This is a genomic window from Pseudomonas sp. GYB4201 (assembly GCF_056312595.1).
This window is the reverse complement of the sequence record NZ_JBWGIG010000067.1, coordinates 1-18,898: the sequence shown is the minus strand read 5'-3', so window position 1 is coordinate 18,898 and position 18,898 is coordinate 1. Positions and strand designations below refer to the sequence as shown.

Genomic DNA, 18,898 nt, shown 5'->3' with positions numbered 1-18,898 from the left:
AGGCTTGCCCCTGCTTGGTCCCTCCGCTTCGCTGCGGGTCCCCTCCCTCCGGCGTCGCCCAAGCGGCCGACGGCCCGGAATAGAAGCGCCTCCGGTTCCGTCTTCCCCGGCTACGCCGTGGACCGCTCGGCCAACGCCTCCAGTCGGCCCTGGCGCTTTATGGGGCACACAATCAAGATCAAAGGCCTCACGGGATCAAGATCACAGGCAGTTCGCGGCGTGGCAGCAGTGCAGTAGCGCGGGTAGCGCAGCTGCGCTGCCTACTTCTTGTCATGCTTGAACGCCGCCTCCAACGCCTCATTGATCGTGCGCAGCACCTTCACCCGCGCCCAATGCTTGTCATTAGCTTCAACCAACGTCCACGGAGCCAGCTCGGTACTCGTGCGGTCGACCATGTCGCCGACGGCCTGGCGGTACTGGTCCCATTTCTTGCGGTTGCGCCAGTCGTCCTCGGTGATTTTGAAGCGTTTGTAGGGCACCGCCTCGCGGGCCTGGAAACGCTCCAGCTGGGTCTGTTTGTCGATGGCCAGCCAGAATTTCACCACCACCACGCCAGCGTTGTGCAATTGCTCTTCGTAGTCGTTGATTTCACCGTACGCACGCAGCCAGTCGGCGTCGCTGCACAGGCCTTCCACCCGCTCCACCAGCACCCGCCCGTACCAGCTGCGGTCGAAGATGGTGAACTTGCCCCGCGCCGGGATCTGCCGCCAGAAGCGCCACAGGTACGGCTGCGCCAGCTCGTCCTGGCTGGGGGCGGCGATGGGCACGATGTTGTACTGGCGCGGGTCCAGGGCCGCGCACACCCGGCGAATGGCGCCGCCCTTGCCGGCGGCGTCGTTGCCTTCGAAGGCGGCCACCAGGGCGTGGCGGCGCATGCGCTTGTCGCGCAGCAGGCCGGCCAGGCGCGCTTGTTCGGCGGTCAGCTGCTTGCGGTAGTGATCCTTGTCCAATTGCTGGCTCAGATCGAGGCTGTCGAGCAGGTTCTTGCCGTCCAGGCTCACGCCCAGCGGCGCGACGCTCTGGTGCACCGGCTCGGTCGGGGCCTTGAGTGCGGCCTGCAGGCCTTCGAGCAACAACTTGCCGACGGTGAGGCTGCGGTAGTGCGGGTCAACGCCCTCGATGATGTGCCAGGGCGCGTACTCGCGGCTGGTGCGGCGCAGCACGCGCTCGCCGAAGCGCACGAAACGGTCGTAGGTTTCCGATTGCTGCCAGTCCAGCGGGCTGATGCGCCAGCTGTGCAGCGGGTCGTCCTGCAAGGCCTTGAGGCGCGCCTTCATCTGCTTCTTGGACAGGTGGAACCAGAACTTGAAGATCAGCGCACCTTCATCGCAGAGCATCTGCTCCAGGCGCTCGGCGCCGTTGATGGCCTGGTCCAGCACCGCGTCCTTGAACTCGCGATGCACCCGGCCCTGGATCATCTGGCTGTACCAGTTGCCGAAGAACACGCCGATCTTGCCCTTGGCCGGCAGCTGGCGCCAGTAGCGCCAGGCTGGCGGCCGGGCCAGTTCCTCGTCGGTCTGCTGATCGAAGGAACGCACTTCGATCAGCCGTGGGTCCATCCACTCGTTGAGCAGCTTGACCGTCTCGCCCTTGCCCGCCCCCTCGATGCCATTGATCAGCACGATCACCGGAAAACGCGCCTGCTCCTTGAGCTCGTTCTGCGCTTCCAGCAAGGCCTCGCGCAAGGCGGGCACCTCGGCGTCGTAGGTTTCCTTGTCAATGGCGTGGCCGATTTCGGCGGACTCGAACATGCACTGGGCTCCTTGACGGCCTAAAGCCTGGAGCTTAGCCCATCAGCCCCCGTGCGCGGAATCATTACTCCCGGCCGGGAACATGGCCAGGGCCTGCTGGTAGACCGGCGCCACCGGCTCGGGCAGTGTTACCGGTATCGCGGGGTGCCCTACCTCCTGGCGGGTCAACTGTTGATACACCAGGCCCACGACAATATCGCGCTGCGCCCAGTTGCCTACCGCCACGTAGGGCGCCAACGCGTCACGAATCACGTCGCCGTGGGTGCGTTCCAGGTGGGCCCGCCACTCGCCGTGACCCAGCAGGTAGCGAATGAACGCCTCGCCGTTCTCCTCCGTCTGCACCGCCAGTTGCGCGGCATTGAGCTGTGCCTCGGTCAACAGCGCAGTACCGGGCAAAGGCCCGCGCAGTGGCCGTGCGGGCAGGTTCAGACGCCCCCCCAGGACCCAGCGCAGTTGCAGGTTGAGCGTGGACTGGCGGTGCCAGGCCCCGGGCAACTCCAGGTCACCCACCACCAGGCGATCGGAATACAGGCCGATCTGCTGCACCCTGAACATCGAGCGCAGGCGCGACAACAGCAGCGCCCCGCCCAGCGCCGTGAGCCCTGGCTCCGCGGGCTGGTCGCTGAACGCCAGCATCTCGAGGTCTGCGAAGGTCATCAACACCGCGTCCTCGTCGAATTGCCCTACCCGCACCACACCGAACATGCGCCGGCGCAGGTGAGTGTATTGGGCGGCCTGCCTGACCACGGCGCGCACGCGGCGCGCGACGCCTGCTGGGTCAAGGGTGAATTCAGAGGTGCCGCGAAGCCGGTTCATTACCCACATGAAGCGCTCGCCGGTCCGCAGCCCCCGGAGGCTGAACCAGTAACGCCGGTTGCGCGCCTCGTCTGCCGCGGTGAGGCCCACCATCCAGGGCCCGGCAAGGGCTTCGAAGTCCCCGGCGGCGGCCAGTGGCGCTGACAGCAGGGTGTAGGCGCGATGGGGCCCGCGCATCTGGGCAATGCGCTCCTGCACCCGGGCGGGCAGCACGTTCTGGCGCAGGTCGACGAACATGCGGCGTGCCGACGGCTCGTCGCTCAGGACGCTGTCGGGCAGCTGCGTCAGGCCGGTGTTGCGCAGGTCCACCTCAGCCAGCCGGGGCATCGAGGCAAGCCAGGCCGGCCAGCCGCCCATGGCACTGTGGGCCAGGCCCAACCTGCGCACCTGGGGGAAACCATTGGCAGCGCTGATACCCAGCAAGCTATTGCCGTTGAGCGACAAGGTGCGCAACTCGCGCAACTGCCCCAACTGGTCGAACATTTCCTGGTCCACCAGCAGGTGGTTGCCGCCCAGCTCCAGATGCCTGAGGGTACCCTGCTGGAACCACAGGCTGGGCAAGGTCTGAAGCCCGGTGTCGGTCAGGTCCAGGCTGCGCAACTGGCGGAAGTTGAGCAAGATCGAGGACACCCCCTCGACACTCAGGTGGCTGCGGCTGAGGTCCAGGGCATGGACAAAGTTGTAGCCATGCAGCAAGGGCGGCAGCTCCAGCAATGACAGCCCGCTCAGGTCCAGCGAAAGCCCGAATCCTTCCTGCGGATAGTCCTCGGGGCCACTGCGCCGCCAGGCATTGAGCAGCCGCGAGCTGACGTCCTGGCGCTGGTGCCGCAGCTCCTCGAGACTGCCGTTGACGCGCTGCAGCACTGCCGCCGACGGCTCGGAGGCGATCCAATGCTCGAGGCTTAACTGCAACATCTGGTATTCGGCCTCATGGGCGGCCAATATCGCGATGGCGTCATCATAGCGCTGGCCGAACACATGGATGCGCCGCAGGTAGTCCAGCGCCTGGGTCGGCGTGAGCGAGGGGTAGACATCGCGTACCCGGCGGATCATCTGGCCCTGGTACGGGTTGGGGGGCAAACCATCGGCGGGCTTCTTCGGCGGCCGCCGGCCCGACATGGCGTAGCCCCAGCGGCCCATTTCATCACGCACCGGCGCATTGAAAAACGCCGCCGGGGGGCGTTGGTTCAACGCCAGCGCGCACTGGGTTCGATCCGCCAGCGCCGCATCGCGTATCTGCTCGTCGCCAGGGCCAGGCGTCCCGGGCTTGGTCAGAGTGGCCTGCCACTGCTGCTTCAATCGCGCAGTGTCGGCCGTGGCCAGTTCGCCATGGCACAAGCCTTCCAGGGCCCGATTCAAGCGCAGGGCCTGCTGGGCCTCGCGCGCCTGCTCGGCGATTTCCAGCGGCAGGCGCTGGTCGGCGACGATCTGCAGTTTTGCCCTGGGGCTGGCTTTGGCGAGCAGTTCTTCGGCCACGGCCGTTGGCAGCGAAGGGTAGTCGCGGATCAGCACCTTCACCTCCGGGCCGCTACCGAAGTGGGAATCGTCGTACAGCACCTTGAACAACGCCGCGTCATCGGTCGCTGTGGCCTCGGCTTCGAACACGCTGGCTATTTTGTAGGCCAGCGTGGCGTTGCTGATCTCTGCCTGGCGACGGTGCTGGGCAATCGCCTGCACGATGTCGAGGCGCGCCAAGGTGTCGGTGAGCAGCGCGCACGCTTTGCTGCCGCGGTAGAAGGTGCTGTCCAGCAACGTGGCGTCGACACCTGCACAACGCAACGCGAGCCCAGCCTCGTCGCTGCCCAGGCGCTCCAGCGGTGCATCGAGCATGGCGCGCAAGGTCCTGCCCTTCAGGGTGATGGCCTGGTCGGGTTTCAGGCGCCAGCTTGCGCCGTCCACCTCCACCAGCGGTTCATAGGCATTGGGCTGGGTGGGGTGGGTGACGCGCCAGACCTGGCTGTCGCCCTGGACCTCGTGATCACGCCGCACGGCGTAGTACTTGTCACCGATGGGGGCAAATTCCTGATCGTCATGTTCCAGCAGCAACTCATCGTTGAGCGGCGCACCGTTGGGCAACGGCGTCGTGGCCTCATAGCCAGCCAGGGTCGGGCGCAGCAAACGCTCACGGCCGTCGGGCAGGCATACCGGCACAAGCTCGTCCAGCGCTTCGCCCCTGGGCCACACTGGCACCTTGGGTGGCTGGACAAGCTTGCCGACGCCATACATGGCCGCCAACAGCGTGACATTCTCGGCCACGTCGAGGGCATGGCTGGCGGCCGCATCGGCATCGCCGTGGCGCCAGTCCTGCACGCCGGTATAGATCTCGGCCACCACCTGCACCGCGGCGCAGAACAGCATCAGTTCGCCAACGCCGGGAATGAACAGAGCCACTACCCCCAGCAATTCAAGGCCTGCGGTCAGCCAGGCGCGGTTGCGCTCATCGCGCTGCTGCTGGTCGATGTCGGCGGTGGGCATGGCCAGGACCTTGCCATCGTCCAGTATTCGCGCGACTCGACGGCCATGCACTGCGGCAAACAATGGGCCGGCCAACTCGACCCGCGCAAGATTGAGATTGGCATCGGCGGCCGGTTCGCGGCGCGGCTTGGCCGGGAAGGTGGTCACCAGCGGGGTCAGGCGGTCCTTGAGGTGGTCGGCGAAGCTGGCCGCGGAGCCGTGGCTGACGAAGCGCATCCAATAGCGACGGTAGCTGTCCTGGCGCAGCTTTTCCCGCAAGGCGTCATGGGCGGCCTGCAGCGAGGGATACTCCTTGAGTGGGTAGTCGGGTTCCAGGGGCAGGTACAGCACGCACGGACCGCCGTCGACGGTGTCCACCAGCAACGGACCGTGCAAGTCACCGCCCTCGAAGGTCGAACTGTGCATCATCTGCAGGGCGGCCACGCGCACTGCCTTGCCGCCCCAACTGGCCGCCTCACCCATGGCGGTGGCGAGCAGGGCCTGATAGGCGGCCTTGCCAATGTGCCCGCGCAGGTAGGCGATGTGCGCCTGCACCTCGAGGCTGTAGCGATCATTGTCGGCGAACAGTGCGGTGACCCGCGCGTTGTCGTCCACGGGGTTGAAATACTGCGTGAGGTGCCGCTGGTACTGGCCGCCGATGTCCAGGCTGCGGCAGGTGGCTGCGAATGTCCCGGGCGTCATCGCCAGGACCCTGTCAGGGTTATAGCGGAACTGCAGGCCACCTTCCTCGATGGTCAAGGCATAGTCGGGCAACAGCGATGACTCCCGGCCAAACACTTCGTCGGCGACGAAATTCTGCAGCGCTGCCTGCAACAGGGTCTGGCGCGACATGTGCTTGCGCGGCACGCTCAGCGAGCCAACGTTCTTGTGCCAGGCCAGCACATGGTTACGCACATCAATGTCGCCCAGGGTCGGCTTGAGCGCGGCCTTGAGGTGCTGCTCGGCAAACTCGTCCAGCCGGGGCAGTGGCGCCAGCCACTCGGTCAAGGCGCTGCGAGCTTGCTGGCTACGGGCCTGGCTGGCTATCAGCGCTTTGCGCACAGTAGCCGGGGCGTCCAGCAGCCAGCGCGGCAGGTTGTTCGCCACCACGCGGGCGCGGTCACGGGTGGGGGTATCGCCGCCGTGGGCGAACGCAGTCAGGTATTGCTCGGGAAGGCTCATGGTCGCTCCTTGCGATCAGCTTGCAAGCCGCCACGTTATCAAGCGCTTCCCCGCTAAAAGGGGGCAATAAACACCACCCACCGTTATCATGGGCGCTTGTCTGTCGCCGAGCCGAACATGAGTACCGAACTGCTGCACGCCCAGATCGACTGGGACGACCTGGGCCGCCCCACCTCGCGCCACTACGGTGATGTCTATTTCGCCGCTTCCGGCCTGGAAGAGACGCGCCACGTGTTTATCGACCAGAACGACCTGACCGCGCGCTTCAGCGCGCTGGGCGACGGCCAGCGCCTGGTGATCGGCGAGACCGGCTTCGGCACCGGGCTGAATTTCTTCTGCGCCTGGCAGCTGTTCGCCGAACGCGCCGCCCCCGGTGCGCGCCTGCAGTTCATCAGCGTGGAGAAATACCCGCTCAGCCACGCCGACCTGAGCCGCGCCCTGGCGCTGTGGCCGGAACTGGCGGCGTTCACCGCGCCGCTGCTGGAGCAGTACGTGGGCATCCATGCCGGCTTCCAGCGCCTGGTGTTCGACGGCGGGCGGGTGACCCTGACGTTGCTGATCGGCGACGTGCTGGAGCAACTGCCGCAGCTGGACGCCCAGGTGGACGCCTGGTTCCTCGACGGTTTCGCGCCGGCCAAAAACCCGGAGATGTGGACGCCCGAGCTGTTCGCGGAATTGGCCCGGCTGGCCGCACCAGGTTCCACCCTGGGCACTTTCACCAGCACCGGCTGGGTGCGCCGCGGGCTGATCGCGGTGGGCTACAAGATGAAACGCATTCCCGGCATCGGCAAGAAATGGGAGGTGTCGCGGGGCAGGTTCGAGGGCTTCATGGGGCCGCCCGTGCCACGCGTCAAACCCTGGTTCGCCCGCCCGCCGCGCCCGGCAGGCGAACGCCATGTGCTGGTCGTCGGCGCGGGCCTGGCGGGCTGCGGCACGGCGGCCAGCCTGGCCGCGCGCGGCTGGCGGGTCAGCCTGCTGGAGCGTCACGGCGCCGTGGCCGAGGAAGCGTCGGGCAACCCCCAGGGCGTGCTGTACCTCAAGCTGTCGGCTCACGGCACGGCACTGTCGCAGCTGATTCTCAGCGGCTTCGGCCACACCCGCCGGCTACTGGAGCGCTTGCAGCGCGGCCGCGACTGGGACGCCTGCGGTGTGCTGCAGCTGGCGTTCGACGACAAGGAAGCCCAGCGCCAGGCGCAACTGGCCGCGGCCTTCGACCCGCAGCTGTTGCAGGTGCTGACCCGCGAGGACGCCCAGGCCCGGGCCGGGGTGCAGTTGCCCAGCGGCGGCCTGTACTTCCCGGAAGGCGGCTGGGTGCACCCGCCGGCGCTGTGCCAGTTCCAGGCGGCGCAGCCAGGGGTGACGCTGCTGGTGCATCACGACGTATTGCAACTGCGCCACGTCGACGGCCAGTGGCAAGCCTGGGACGGCGAGCGCCTGCTGGCCAGCGCACCGGCGGCGGTGCTGTGCACGGCGGCCCAGGTGCGCGAAGTGGAGCAGACCGCGCAACTGCCGCTCAAGCGCATCCGCGGGCAGATCACCCGGCTGGCCGAGACCGCGGCCAGCGCCACGCTGGCCACCGTGGTGTGCGCCGAGGGCTACGTGGCGCCCGCACGGCTGGGCGAGCACACCCTGGGTGCCAGCTTCGACTTCCACAACGACGACCTCACCCCCACCCTGGCCGAGCACCAGGGCAACCTGGCGATGCTCGACGAGATCTCCCCCGACCTGGCCACGCGCCTGGGGGTTGCCGACCTGCCCGCCGAGCAGTGGCAAGGCCGCGCAGCATTCCGTTGCACCAGCCCCGACTACCTGCCCATCGTTGGCCCGGTGGCCGACCGCGAGGCGTTTGCCAGCACCTATGCCATCCTCGCCCGCGACGCCCGCCAGGTGCCCGCCCTGCCCTGCCCATGGCTGCCTGGCCTGTACGTGAACAGTGGCCATGGCTCGCGCGGGCTGATCACCGCGCCGCTGAGTGGCGAACTGATCGCCGCCTGGCTGGACGACGAAGCCCTGCCCCTGCCGCGCGCCGTAGCCGAAGCCTGCCACCCCAACCGCTTCTGGGTGCGCAACCTGGTGAAGGGCAAGGCGTAGCCGCGGCCACCAGGCCGCGTCCGCGATCGTGCTGATGCACCGCGTGCGCCGTGACGCGGCCTGACGGCCGCTGCTACGGTGCTTGTGCCAGCCACCGCTGGTGAGGGATGCTGGGGGCCGACGTCACCCACGGACAGTCCCATGCTGCGCATCACCCAGCTGCACAAATCCTACCCTACGCCCCAGGGCCCGCTGCCCGTGCTGGCCGGCGTCGACCTGCAGCTGGAACAGGGCCAGAGCCTGGCGCTGATGGGCGAGTCGGGCAGTGGCAAGAGCACCCTGCTGCACTTGGTGGCCGGCCTGGATCGGGCCGACCGCGGCCAGATCGACGTCAACGGCCAGGCGCTAGAAAAATTGGGCGAACGCCAATTGGCTGCCTGGCGGCGCAGCGGCATCGGCCTGATCTTCCAGCAGTTCAACCTGGTCACCAGCCTCACCGTGGCCGACAACCTGGCCTTCCAGGCCCGCCTGGCCGGCCGCCACGACGCGGCCTGGCAAGGCGAGCTGGCCGAACGCCTGGGCCTCACCGCACTGCTGGCGCGCTACCCCGAACAACTCTCCGGCGGCCAGCAGCAGCGCGTGGCGCTGGGCCGCGCCCTGGCCTCGCGCCCGGCGTTGCTGCTGGCCGACGAGCCGACCGGCAACCTCGACGAGCACACCAGCGCCCAGGTGCTCGACCTGCTGTTGCAGCTGCAGGCCGACAGCGGCTGCAGCCTGCTGATGGTCACCCACAGCTCGGCCATCACCGCGCGCCTGCAACGGCGCGTGGTGCTCCAGGCCGGCCGCGTGCAGGGCAACTGACATGCCCACCCTGTACTGGACCCTGCGCACGCTGCTCAGCCACTGGCGCAAACACCCAGTGCAACTGGCCAGCGTGCTGGCCGGGCTGTGGCTGGCCACGGCGCTGCTGATTGGCGTGCAGGCCCTCAACGGCCAGGCCCGCGCCAGCTACGCCCAGGCCAGCACCTTGATCGGCGGCCAGGCGCAGGCCAGCCTGGTACCGACCCAAGGCGAACGCCTGCCCCAGGCGCTGTTCGTCAGCCTGCGCCGCCAGGGCTGGCCGGTGTCGCCCTTGCTGCAGGGCCGGCTGGACCTCAACGGGCAGCGCCTGCAAGTCACCGGCATCGACCCGCTGAGCCTGCCGCCTCGCACCGCCCTGGCCGGGCAGGTGCCGACCGCGGATGAGCTGTACGCTTTCATTGGCGACCCTGGGCAAACCTGGGTGTCGCGCCAGACCCTCGCCGCCCTGGGCGTTGCCGACGGCGGCCGCCTCAACGACACGCTGCCGCCGCTGCGCGCCCGGGACGACATGGCGCCCGGCGTGCTGCTGATGGACATCGGCCACGCCCAGGCCGTGCTGCAGGCCCCCGAGCAACTGTCGCGCCTGCTGTTGCCCGCCGACTTCACGGCCGCCCTGCCGCCCGACCTCGGCACGCAGCTGCGCATCGATCACAGCGACCCGGGCCAGGACATGCAGCGCCTGACCGAAGCCCTGCACCTGAACCTCGCCGCCCTGGGCCTGCTGTCGTTCGTGGTCGGCCTGTTCATTGCCCAGGCGGCCATCGGCCTGGCGCTGGAACAACGGCGTGGCCTGCTGCGCACCCTGCGCGCTTGCGGCGTGGGCCTGGCCACGCTGGTGACGGCGCTGGTGCTGGAGCTGACGCTACTGGCCTTACTAGGCGCCGTTGCCGGGGTGCTCAGCGGCTACGCGTTGGCCAGCGCCCTGCTGCCCGACGTCGCCGCCAGCCTGCGTGGCCTGTACGGCGCCGAGGTGGGCAACCAGCTCAGCCTTGGTGCCGGCTGGTGGCTGGGCGCCATTGGCCTGAGCCTGGCCGGCGCGCTGCTGGCCGGGGCACAAAGCCTGTGGCGCGCCGCCCGCCTGCCGCTGCTGGCCCTGGCCGCCCAGGAAGCCTGGCGCAGTGCCCACGGCCAGTGGCTGCGGCGCCAAGGCTACGCCGCGTTGCTGCTGGGGCTGGCGGCGCTGCTGCTGGCCTGGCGCGGTGACAGCCTGGCGGCCGGCTTCGCCCTGCTGGCCTGCCTGCTGCTGGCCGCAGCGCTGGCCCTGCCGGTGCTGCTCGATGGCCTGCTGGCCGCCTTGCGCCCCGTTCGCCCCCTGGCCCAGTGGTTTCTCGCCGATTGCCGCCAGCAGTTGCCGGCCCTGAGCCAGGCGCTGATGGCCCTGCTGCTGGCCATGGCCACCAACATCGGCGCCTCGAGCATGACCGAGGGTTTCCGCCATACCTTCACCCACTGGCTGGAGCAGCGCCTGGTGGCCGAGCTGTACGTGCGGCCCACCGACGCCAGCCAGACCGCCCGCATACAAGCGTGGCTGGCGCAGCGGGCCGACGTGACGCGGGTGTTGCCCGGCCGCGAGCAGGACATCAAGGTGCAGGGTTGGCCAGTCGAGGTACACGGCGTCATCGATGACCCGCTGTACCGCGATCATTGGCCGCTGCTGCAACAGGCCGCCGGTGCTCCCTGGGACGATTTGTTCGACAGCCCCAGCCTGATGCTCAGCGAACAACTCGCCCGCCACCTGCGCATCGGCATTGGCGACCGCCTGCAGGTGCCGGGGCAGGCGGCCAGCGAGCCACTGGCCGTGGTGGGCATCTACGCCGACTACGGCAACCCCAAGGGCCACGTGCTGCTCAGCGCCGCCACCTGGCAACGCCTATGGCCGACGGAAGGCCCCACGCGCCTGGCCCTGCGCCTGCCGCCCCAGGCAGTGCCGGCGCTCAAGGCCGACCTCCTGGCAAGCTTTGCCCTGGACGACAGCCGCGTAGTGGACCAGGGCCAGCTCAAGCGCTGGGCCGTGCAGGTGTTCGAGCGCACCTTCAGCGCCACCACGGCCCTGGACAGCCTGACCCTGGGCGTGGCCGCCCTGGCCCTGTTCATCAGCCTGCTGACCCAGAGCGACAACCGCCTGGGCCACCTGGCGCCGCTGTGGGCGCTGGGCGTTGGCCGGCGGCAATTGATCCTGCTCAACCTGGCGCAGACCTGGCTGATGAGCCTGCTGACCCTGCTGCTGGCCATGCCGCTGGGCATTCTGCTGGCCTGGTGCCTGGTGGCGGTGGTCAACGTCCAGGCCTTCGGCTGGCGCCTGCCGCTGCAAGTGTTCCCGCTGCAGTTGCTGCAACTGCTGGGCTGGGCGCTGCTGGCCACAGTCCTGGCATCCATTTGGCCGCTGGTGCGCCTGCTGCGCAGCAAGCCTGCGGACCTGCTGCGGGTATTCGCCGATGAACGCTAGAACCGCGCTGGCGCTGACACTGCTGCTGGGCCTGGCCGCATGCGACCAGCCTGCACCACCGCCCCAGGGCTTCGCCGGCCTGGGTGCCGAGGGCCAGGGCTTTGCCCAGGTCACCCCGGGCGCGCCGCTGGTGTTCCCCCGCGACCACGGCGCCCACCCCGGCTACCGCATCGAATGGTGGTACGTGACCGCCAACCTCAAGGCCGCCAACGGCGACACCTTCGGGGCCCAGTGGACCCTGTTCCGCAGCGCCCTGGCGCCCGGTGCCGAGCCCCCCGGCTGGAGCCACAAGACCCTCTGGCTGGCCCATGCCGCGCTCACCGGCGCCCACTTCCAGCACAGCGCCCAGGCCCTGGCCCGTGGCGGCACCGGCCAGGCCGGGGTGCAGGCGCAGCCCTTCGCCGCCTGGATCGATGACTGGCGCCTGGAAGCCCGCGAACCGGCCACCGACAACCTCGGCAACCTGCGCATGCGCGCCCACGGTGCCGACTTCAGCTACGACCTGACGCTACAGGCTGACAAGCCGCTGGTGCTGCAGGGCGACCACGGCTACAGCCGCAAGTCCCTACAGGGCCAGGCCTCGTGGTACTACAGCCAACCCTTCTACCAGGCCAGCGGCAGCATCCAGGCCCAGGGGCAGCAGTGGCAGGTCAGCGGCCAGGCCTGGCTGGACCGCGAATGGAGCAGCCAGCCCCTGGCCGCCAACCAGCAAGGCTGGGACTGGTTCGCCCTGCACCTGGACGACGGCAGCCAGGTGATGCTGTTCCGCCTGCGGCAGCAAGACGGCGCAGACTTCATCAGCGGCAACTGGATCAGCCCCGACGGCCACGGCCAGCCCCTGGCCAGCGGCCAGGTCGAACTGCAGGCCTCGGCGCCCATGGCCACCCTCGACGGCCACCAGGCCCCCACGCGCTGGCATCTGCGCATCGCCAGCCATGGCCTGGACGTCCAACTGCACGCCCTGAACCCTGAGGCCTGGATGAAGGTGGAACCGCCATATTGGGAGGGCCCGGTGCGGCTGGAGGGCAGCCACGGTGGCCAGGGTTATCTGGAAATGACGGGGTATTGAGGGGTCAGATCAGGCCGCACAGCACCGCTTTCACCACGGCCGAGAGTTTGTTGCACACCCCGAGCTTTTCGATGCAGCGCGCAATATGGAAATTCACCGTGCGCTCGCTCAGTTGCAGCACGTTGGCGACGTCTACCGAGGTCAGGCCCTGCGCCGTCCACTTCAGTACTTCCAGTTCCCGGGTCGACAGGCTGGCCTGCACCCCGCTGTCCACCAATTGCCGCTGGGCCTCTTCCTCGATGCGCGGCACCAGTGCGTTGTGCATGAGGTTGGCCAGCCACAGCACGTCGCCGGCCTTGTCGTAGAATTCGACAGTGCTGATGGCGTCCTGGCTGCGGGCCAGGCTCAGGACCGTGGTAGCACCGTTGACGCCGTGCACCGTCTGGCTGACCCCATGGCACAGGCCATGGGCGTGGTACTGGCGCTCGATCTCACGCTCGTCCATAAACAACTCGGTTCGCCACAACAACGGAAGATGGCAGCGCATGCTTTCTTTGATCAAGGGGTCACTGACGGCGTAGCGGTTGTCTTTGTAAAATTGATTCCATTTCACCGAATAATTGTTGCGCTTGAAAACTTTGTTGTGCCCCAAGGGCCGATGTACGTAGATGTTGAGGCTGAAATACTCATACCCCAACTCGCGGGTCACCGCGAGCAGCGAGCCAAACAGGCTGTCTTCAGTGGCATCAGGGCAAAACCTTTCGAGCGATCGCGAGGTCCACAACATGATCGAATATCCATTTGCGAAGTGCCCCGGCATGGGATCCAAGATTTATTATCAACAAAATAGTAGACCAACAGTTGTTGGCGTGACAAATAACCAATCGAAATTTAAGACCGGTTAAAATCGCAGCAGGCGGTGTACAGATGAAAAATGGCAACTTTCAAAAAGTCGCGAAATATATTTCATAATATTTTGATTAATTACTCTAAAAGTTTAGGCACTATTAACGCCTTATAACATATCGATCTAAAACTCTTGAAAATCTCACCGGTCAGTTCCTTAAGCGCGCCCCTGAAGGCGCCCCTCCCCAACGGAACAACCGGTAAGGACTTATGTGCGGATTAGCAGGTGAACTTCGTTTTGACCAACAACCGGCGGACCTCGCCGCCATCGAACGCATCACCCACCACCTGGCCCCTCGCGGCCCGGACGCCTGGGGCTTCCACAGCCAGGGGCCAGTAGCGCTGGGCCATCGGCGGCTGAAAATCATGGACCTGTCCGACGGCTCGGCGCAGCCCATGATCGACCAGCAATTGGGCCTGTCCCTGGCCTTCAACGGCGCCATCTACAACTTCCCCGAATTGCGCAGCGAGCTGGAAGCCCTGGGCTATGCCTTCTACTCGGGCGGCGACACCGAAGTGCTGCTCAAGGGCTACCACGCCTGGGGTGAAGCACTGCTGCCCAAGCTCAACGGCATGTTCGCCTTTGCCATCTGGGAACGCGACAGCCAGCGCCTGTTCATCGCCCGTGACCGCCTGGGCGTGAAGCCCCTGTACCTGTCACGCACGGCTGGCCGTTTGCGCTTTGCCTCGGCCCTGCCAGCGCTGCTCAAGGGCGGTGACATCAACCCGATCCTCGACCCCGTGGCGCTGAACCACTACCTCAACTTCCACGCCGTGGTGCCGGCGCCGCGCACCCTGCTGGCCGGCATCGAGAAACTGCCACCGGCGACCTGGTTGCGCATTGACGCCCAAGGCAACAGCGAGCAGCAAACCTGGTGGACCCTGCCCTATGGCCCCCACGCCGACGAGGCCAACCTGACCCTGGAAGACTGGCGCGACCGCGTGCTGGACAGCACCCGCGAAGCCGTCGCCATCCGCCAGCGCGCCGCCGTGGACGTCGGCGTGCTGCTGTCGGGCGGCGTCGATTCCAGCCTGCTGGTGGGCCTGTTGCGCGAAGTGGGCGTGGAAGACCTGTCGACCTTCTCCATCGGCTTCCAGGACGCCGGCGGCGAGCGCGGCGACGAGTTCCAGTATTCCGACCTGATCGCCAAGCACTACGGCACCCGCCACCACCAGTTGCGCATTGACGAAGCCGAGATCATCGAACAGCTGCCAGCGGCCTTCCGCGCCATGAGCGAGCCGATGGTCAGCCACGACTGCATCGCCTTCTACCTGCTGTCCCGGGAAGTGGCCAAACACTGCAAGGTGGTGCAGAGCGGCCAGGGCGCCGACGAACTGTTCGCCGGCTACCACTGGTACCCGCAGGTGGACGGCGCCAGCGACCCCTATGCCGCCTACCGCGATGCCTTCTTCGACCGCAGCTACGACGACTACGCCGCCACCGTGCAGCCGGCCTGGCTGACGAAAAATGACGCCGCCGGTGACTTTGTCCGCGAACATTTCGCCATGCCCGGCGCCAGCGCCGCCGTGGACAAGGCCCTGCGCCTGGACAGCACCGTGATGCTTGTGGACGACCCGGTCAAACGCGTGGACAACATGACCATGGCCTGGGGCCTGGAGGCGCGCACGCCGTTCCTGGACTACCGCCTGGTGGAACTGTCGGCGCGGGTGCCGGCGCGCTTCAAGCTGCCCGACGGCGGCAAGCAGGTGCTCAAGGAAGCCGCCCGCCTGGTCATCCCCAGTGAAGTCATCGACCGCAAGAAAGGCTACTTCCCTGTACCGGGCCTCAAGCACCTGGAAGGCAACACCCTCAACTGGGTGCGCGAGCTGCTGCTGGACCCCAGCCAGGATCGCGGCCTGTTCAAGCCGGCCATGCTCGACCAGCTGCTGACCAACCCCCAGGGCCAGCTGACGCCGCTGCGCGGCTCCAAGCTGTGGCAACTGGCGGCCCTGAACCTGTGGCTCAGCGAACAAGGAATCTGACCGATGAAACCCCACGCCACGGCCTACAACCAGCGCCTGCTGCGCGGCCAGTCGCCCAGCTATGAACGCCTGCAGGCGCGCTTTGCCGAAGACGGCAGCGCCCACGGCGGCCAGCCCCACGCCGTGCATTGCGGCTGGGGGCGGCTGCTGATGGGCCACACCTTCCCCGACCCCGCCAGCCTGGCCGCCGAACTGGCCGACGAACAACACGGCGAGCGTGACATCGCCCTGTACGTGGCCGCCCCCCAGCAGGTGCTGGCCCAGGCGCCGCAGCAGCTGTTCCTCGACCCCTCCGACACCCTGCGCCTGTGGTTCAGCGACTACCGCCCGGCCCAACGGGTGTTCCGCGGTTTCCGCATTCGCCGGGCGCAAAGCGACGCCGACTGGGAGGCCATCAACCAGCTGTACCTCAAGCGCCGCATGCTGCCCATCGACCCCACGCGCCTGACCCCGCGCCACCAGGGCGGCCCGGTGTACTGGCTGGCCGAGGACGAGGAAAGCGGCCAGGTGATCGGCAGCGTCATGGGCCTGAACCATGAAAAAGCCTTCCACGACCCCGAGCACGGCAGCAGTCTGTGGTGCCTGGCAGTGGACCCGCGCTGCACCCGCCCCGGCGTGGGCGAGGTGCTGGTGCGCCACCTGATCGAGCACTTCATGAGCCGTGGCCTGAGCTACCTGGATCTGTCGGTGCTGCACGACAACCGCCTGGCCAAGAACCTCTACGCCAAGCTGGATTTCCGCACCCTGCCCACCTTCGCCATCAAGCGCAAGAACGGTATCAACCAGAGCCTGTTCCTCGGCCCCGGCCCCCAGGCAGACCTGAACCCCTACGCGCGGATCATCGTCGACGAAGCCCTGCGCCGCGGCATTGAGGTGCAGATCGACGACGCCGACGCCGGCCTGTTCACCCTCAACCATGGCGGCCGGCGCATTCGCTGCCGCGAGTCGCTGTGCGACCTCACCAGCGCCATCAGCATGAGCCTGTGCCAGGACAAGAGCCTGACCCACAAGGTACTCAGTGCCGCCGGGCTGAAGCTGCCGGCGCAACAGTTGGCCGGCAGCGCCGACGACAACCAGGACTTCCTCGAGCAGCACGGCCGCATTGTCGTCAAGCCGGTGGACGGCGAGCAGGGCCAGGGGGTGGCGGTGGACATCGACAACCTCGATGACGTGCAGCAAGCCATCGAACACGCCCACCAGTTCGACAGCCGCGTGTTGCTGGAGAGTTTCCACGCGGGCGCCGACCTGCGCATCGTGGTCATCGGCTTTGAAGTGGTGGCCGCAGCCATTCGCCGCCCGGCGTCCATCACCGGCGATGGCCTGCATGCCATCGGCGCGCTGATCGAGGCCCAGAGCCGCCGGCGCCAGGCCGCCACCCAGGGCGAAAGCCGCATCCCGCTGGACCACGAAACCCAGCGCACCCTGCACGCCGCCGGGGTGGACTACGACACCGTGCTGCCCAAAGGCCAGGTGCTGGCCGTGCGCCGTGCCGCCAACCTGCACACCGGCGGCCACCTGGAGGACGTGACCGACATCCTCCACCCGGTGCTGGCCGACGCCGCCGTGCGTGCCGCCCGCGCGCTGAACATTCCGGTGGTGGGCCTGGACCTGCTGGTGCCGGCGGCCGACCAGCCGGAGTACGTGTTCATCGAAGCCAACGAACGCGTGGGCCTGGCCAACCACGAGCCACGGCCTACCGCGCAGAAGTTCATCGACCTGCTGTTTCCGCACTGCCAGGTCCTTACCTGAACCACCTCGTAACCGCTGCCTGACGGCAGCGGCTACAGACCGAGGAGTTTTCATGACTAGCAAGATTCCCGAACCCGACACCCACTACCTGCAGAAAGTCCTGCTGGAAATGCTCGCCATCCCCAGCCCCACGGGTTTCACCGACACCATCGTGCGCTACGTGGCTGAACGCCTGGAAGAGCTGGGCATCCCTTTCGAACTCACCCGTCGCGGTACCATTCGCGCCACCCTCAAGGGCCAACAGAGCTCGCCTGACCGCGCCGTGTCGGCGCACCTGGACACCATTGGCGCCAGCGTCCGCGCCTTCCAGGACAACGGGCGCCTGTCGCTGGCGCCGGTGGGCTGCTGGTCCAGCCGCTTCGCCGAAGGCAGCCGGGTCAGCGTGTTCACCGACACCGGTGTCATTCGCGGCAGCGTGCTGCCGCTGATGGCCTCCGGGCACGCCTTCAACACCGCCGTGGACCAACTGCCAGTAAGCTGGGACCACGTGGAGCTGCGCCTGGACGCCTACTGCGCCACCCGCGCCGACTGCGAGAGCCTGGGCATCAACATTGGCGATTTCGTGGCCTTCGACCCGCTGCCCGAGTTTACCGACAGCGGCCACATCAGCGCCCGCCACCTGGACGACAAGGCCGGCGTCGCCGCCCTGCTGGCCAGCCTCAAGGCCATCGTCGAGAGCGGCGCCCAACCGGCCATCGACTGCCACCCGCTGTTCACCATCACCGAGGAAACCGGCTCCGGGGCCGCCGGCGCGCTGCCCTGGGACGTCAGCGAATTCGTCGGCATCGACATCGCCCCCGTGGCCCCGGGCCAACACAGCAACGAGCACAGCGTCAGCGTTGCCATGCAGGATTCCAGTGGTCCCTACGACTACCACCTGTCACGGCACCTGCTCAACCTGGCCCGTGACCACGACCTGCCGGTGCGCCGCGACCTATTCCGCTACTACTTCAGCGACGCCCATTCGGCGGTGACCGCCGGGCATGACATACGCACGGCGTTGCTGGCGTTCGGCTGCGATGCCACCCACGGCTACGAGCGCACGCACATCGACAGCCTGCAGGCGCTGAGCCGCATCCTGACCGCGTACATGCTCAGCCCGCCGGTGTTCGCCAGCGATGCGCAGCCCGCACATGGTTCATTGGAAAGATTCAGCCACCAACTGGAGCATGACGCGCAAATGGAGAGCGACACCCGGGTGCCGGCGGTGGATACCCTGGTGGGCCAGAAATGACCCCACCGTAGCAGCTGCCGCCAGGCTGCGTCCGAAACCGCCGCAACCCGCCTGATGGCATGCGGCGTTGCAGACGCGGCCTGTGGCCGCTGCTACGGATGTGGTCGCGCACGTGTCGTAGCAGCAACTGTCTTGAAATGACGTCGTCTGCATCGCGACTAAAGTCGGCTCCTACACTATTCGTGGTAGGAGCCGGCCTTGACCGCGATGCAGGCGACGCGGTCCATGGGGTATCCACGTTCGCGTAGCCGCTGCCGCCAGGCTGCGCTGGCCTCTGAGTGCACTGAAGATCTTCAGCGAGAGTGAAGGCCTGCGCAGCCTGCGGCAGCGGCTACAGATTCGCCTAGCAACTGTCTTGCCCAGTCAATGACGTCCGCCATGCTGTGCCGTCGCGCAGCATGGCGTTAAGCCGGACCAGCAGCACGCGCATGCACGCTACCAGCGCCACTTTTGCACTCTTGCCTTTATCGCGCAGC

At 67.4% G+C, this 18,898-nt stretch carries 10 protein-coding genes and 1 pseudogene; 7 read left to right on the top strand and 4 right to left on the bottom strand.

The window, feature by feature from the left end:
- Window positions 1–260: 260 nt before the first annotated feature.
- Both pap and AC0Z2B_RS31705 read right to left on the bottom strand, forming a co-directional pair.
- The gene (gene pap, locus AC0Z2B_RS31710; protein ID WP_476302041.1) at window positions 261–1,751 is read right to left on the bottom strand and encodes a polyphosphate:AMP phosphotransferase; all 1,491 of its coding nucleotides are present in this window, start codon (window positions 1,749–1,751) and stop codon (window positions 261–263) included.
- 42 nt (window positions 1,752–1,793) lie between these two features.
- Window positions 1,794–6,203 (bottom strand): dermonecrotic toxin domain-containing protein, encoded by a 4,410-nt coding sequence (locus tag AC0Z2B_RS31705; RefSeq protein ID WP_476302039.1) that lies wholly within the window; start codon window positions 6,201–6,203, stop codon window positions 1,794–1,796.
- A gap of 117 nt (window positions 6,204–6,320) precedes the next feature.
- On the opposite strand from AC0Z2B_RS31705, the gene mnmC reads away from it, so the two are divergent.
- The 4 genes from mnmC (at window position 6,321) to AC0Z2B_RS31685 (ending at window position 12,610) form a co-directional block, all read left to right on the top strand.
- Window positions 6,321–8,294 carry a bifunctional tRNA (5-methylaminomethyl-2-thiouridine)(34)-methyltransferase MnmC2/FAD-dependent 5-carboxymethylaminomethyl-2-thiouridine(34) oxidoreductase MnmC1 gene (gene mnmC, locus AC0Z2B_RS31700; RefSeq protein WP_476302037.1) on the top strand — a complete coding sequence of 658 codons (1,974 nt, stop codon included), beginning with the start codon at window positions 6,321–6,323 and terminating at the stop codon, window positions 8,292–8,294.
- A gap of 141 nt (window positions 8,295–8,435) precedes the next feature.
- The gene (locus AC0Z2B_RS31695; protein ID WP_476302035.1) at window positions 8,436–9,095 is read left to right on the top strand and encodes an ABC transporter ATP-binding protein; all 660 of its coding nucleotides are present in this window, start codon (window positions 8,436–8,438) and stop codon (window positions 9,093–9,095) included.
- Between the two features lies 1 nt (window position 9,096).
- Window positions 9,097–11,541, top strand: coding sequence for an ABC transporter permease (locus AC0Z2B_RS31690; RefSeq protein ID WP_476302033.1), 2,445 nt, complete (start codon window positions 9,097–9,099; stop codon window positions 11,539–11,541).
- Complete coding sequence (locus AC0Z2B_RS31685) at window positions 11,531–12,610, top strand: lipocalin-like domain-containing protein (protein WP_476302031.1); 1,080 nt, start codon at window positions 11,531–11,533, stop codon at window positions 12,608–12,610. The genes AC0Z2B_RS31690 and AC0Z2B_RS31685 overlap by 11 nt, the downstream gene beginning before the upstream one ends.
- A gap of 4 nt (window positions 12,611–12,614) precedes the next feature.
- Here AC0Z2B_RS31685 and AC0Z2B_RS31680 read toward each other — a convergent pair whose 3' ends face one another.
- Complete coding sequence (locus tag AC0Z2B_RS31680) at window positions 12,615–13,337, bottom strand: autoinducer binding domain-containing protein (RefSeq protein WP_476302043.1); 723 nt, start codon at window positions 13,335–13,337, stop codon at window positions 12,615–12,617.
- Between the two features lie 329 nt (window positions 13,338–13,666).
- Here AC0Z2B_RS31680 and AC0Z2B_RS31675 point away from each other — a divergent pair, with 329 nt between their 5' ends.
- From AC0Z2B_RS31675 to AC0Z2B_RS31665, 3 genes are read left to right on the top strand one after another with little or no spacing between them, the layout of a single operon-like run.
- The gene (locus AC0Z2B_RS31675) at window positions 13,667–15,439 is read left to right on the top strand and encodes an N-acetylglutaminylglutamine amidotransferase (RefSeq protein WP_476302029.1); all 1,773 of its coding nucleotides are present in this window, start codon (window positions 13,667–13,669) and stop codon (window positions 15,437–15,439) included.
- Window positions 15,440–15,442: 3 nt separating this feature from the next.
- Complete coding sequence (gene ngg, locus AC0Z2B_RS31670; RefSeq protein ID WP_476302027.1) at window positions 15,443–17,188, top strand: N-acetylglutaminylglutamine synthetase; 1,746 nt, start codon at window positions 15,443–15,445, stop codon at window positions 17,186–17,188.
- Between the two features lie 52 nt (window positions 17,189–17,240).
- The gene (locus AC0Z2B_RS31665) at window positions 17,241–18,422 is read left to right on the top strand and encodes an osmoprotectant NAGGN system M42 family peptidase (protein WP_476302024.1); all 1,182 of its coding nucleotides are present in this window, start codon (window positions 17,241–17,243) and stop codon (window positions 18,420–18,422) included.
- A gap of 343 nt (window positions 18,423–18,765) precedes the next feature.
- On the opposite strand, the pseudogene AC0Z2B_RS31660 reads toward AC0Z2B_RS31665, so the two are convergent.
- Window positions 18,766–18,898: pseudogene (locus AC0Z2B_RS31660) on the bottom strand (IS110 family transposase); the annotation flags it as partial.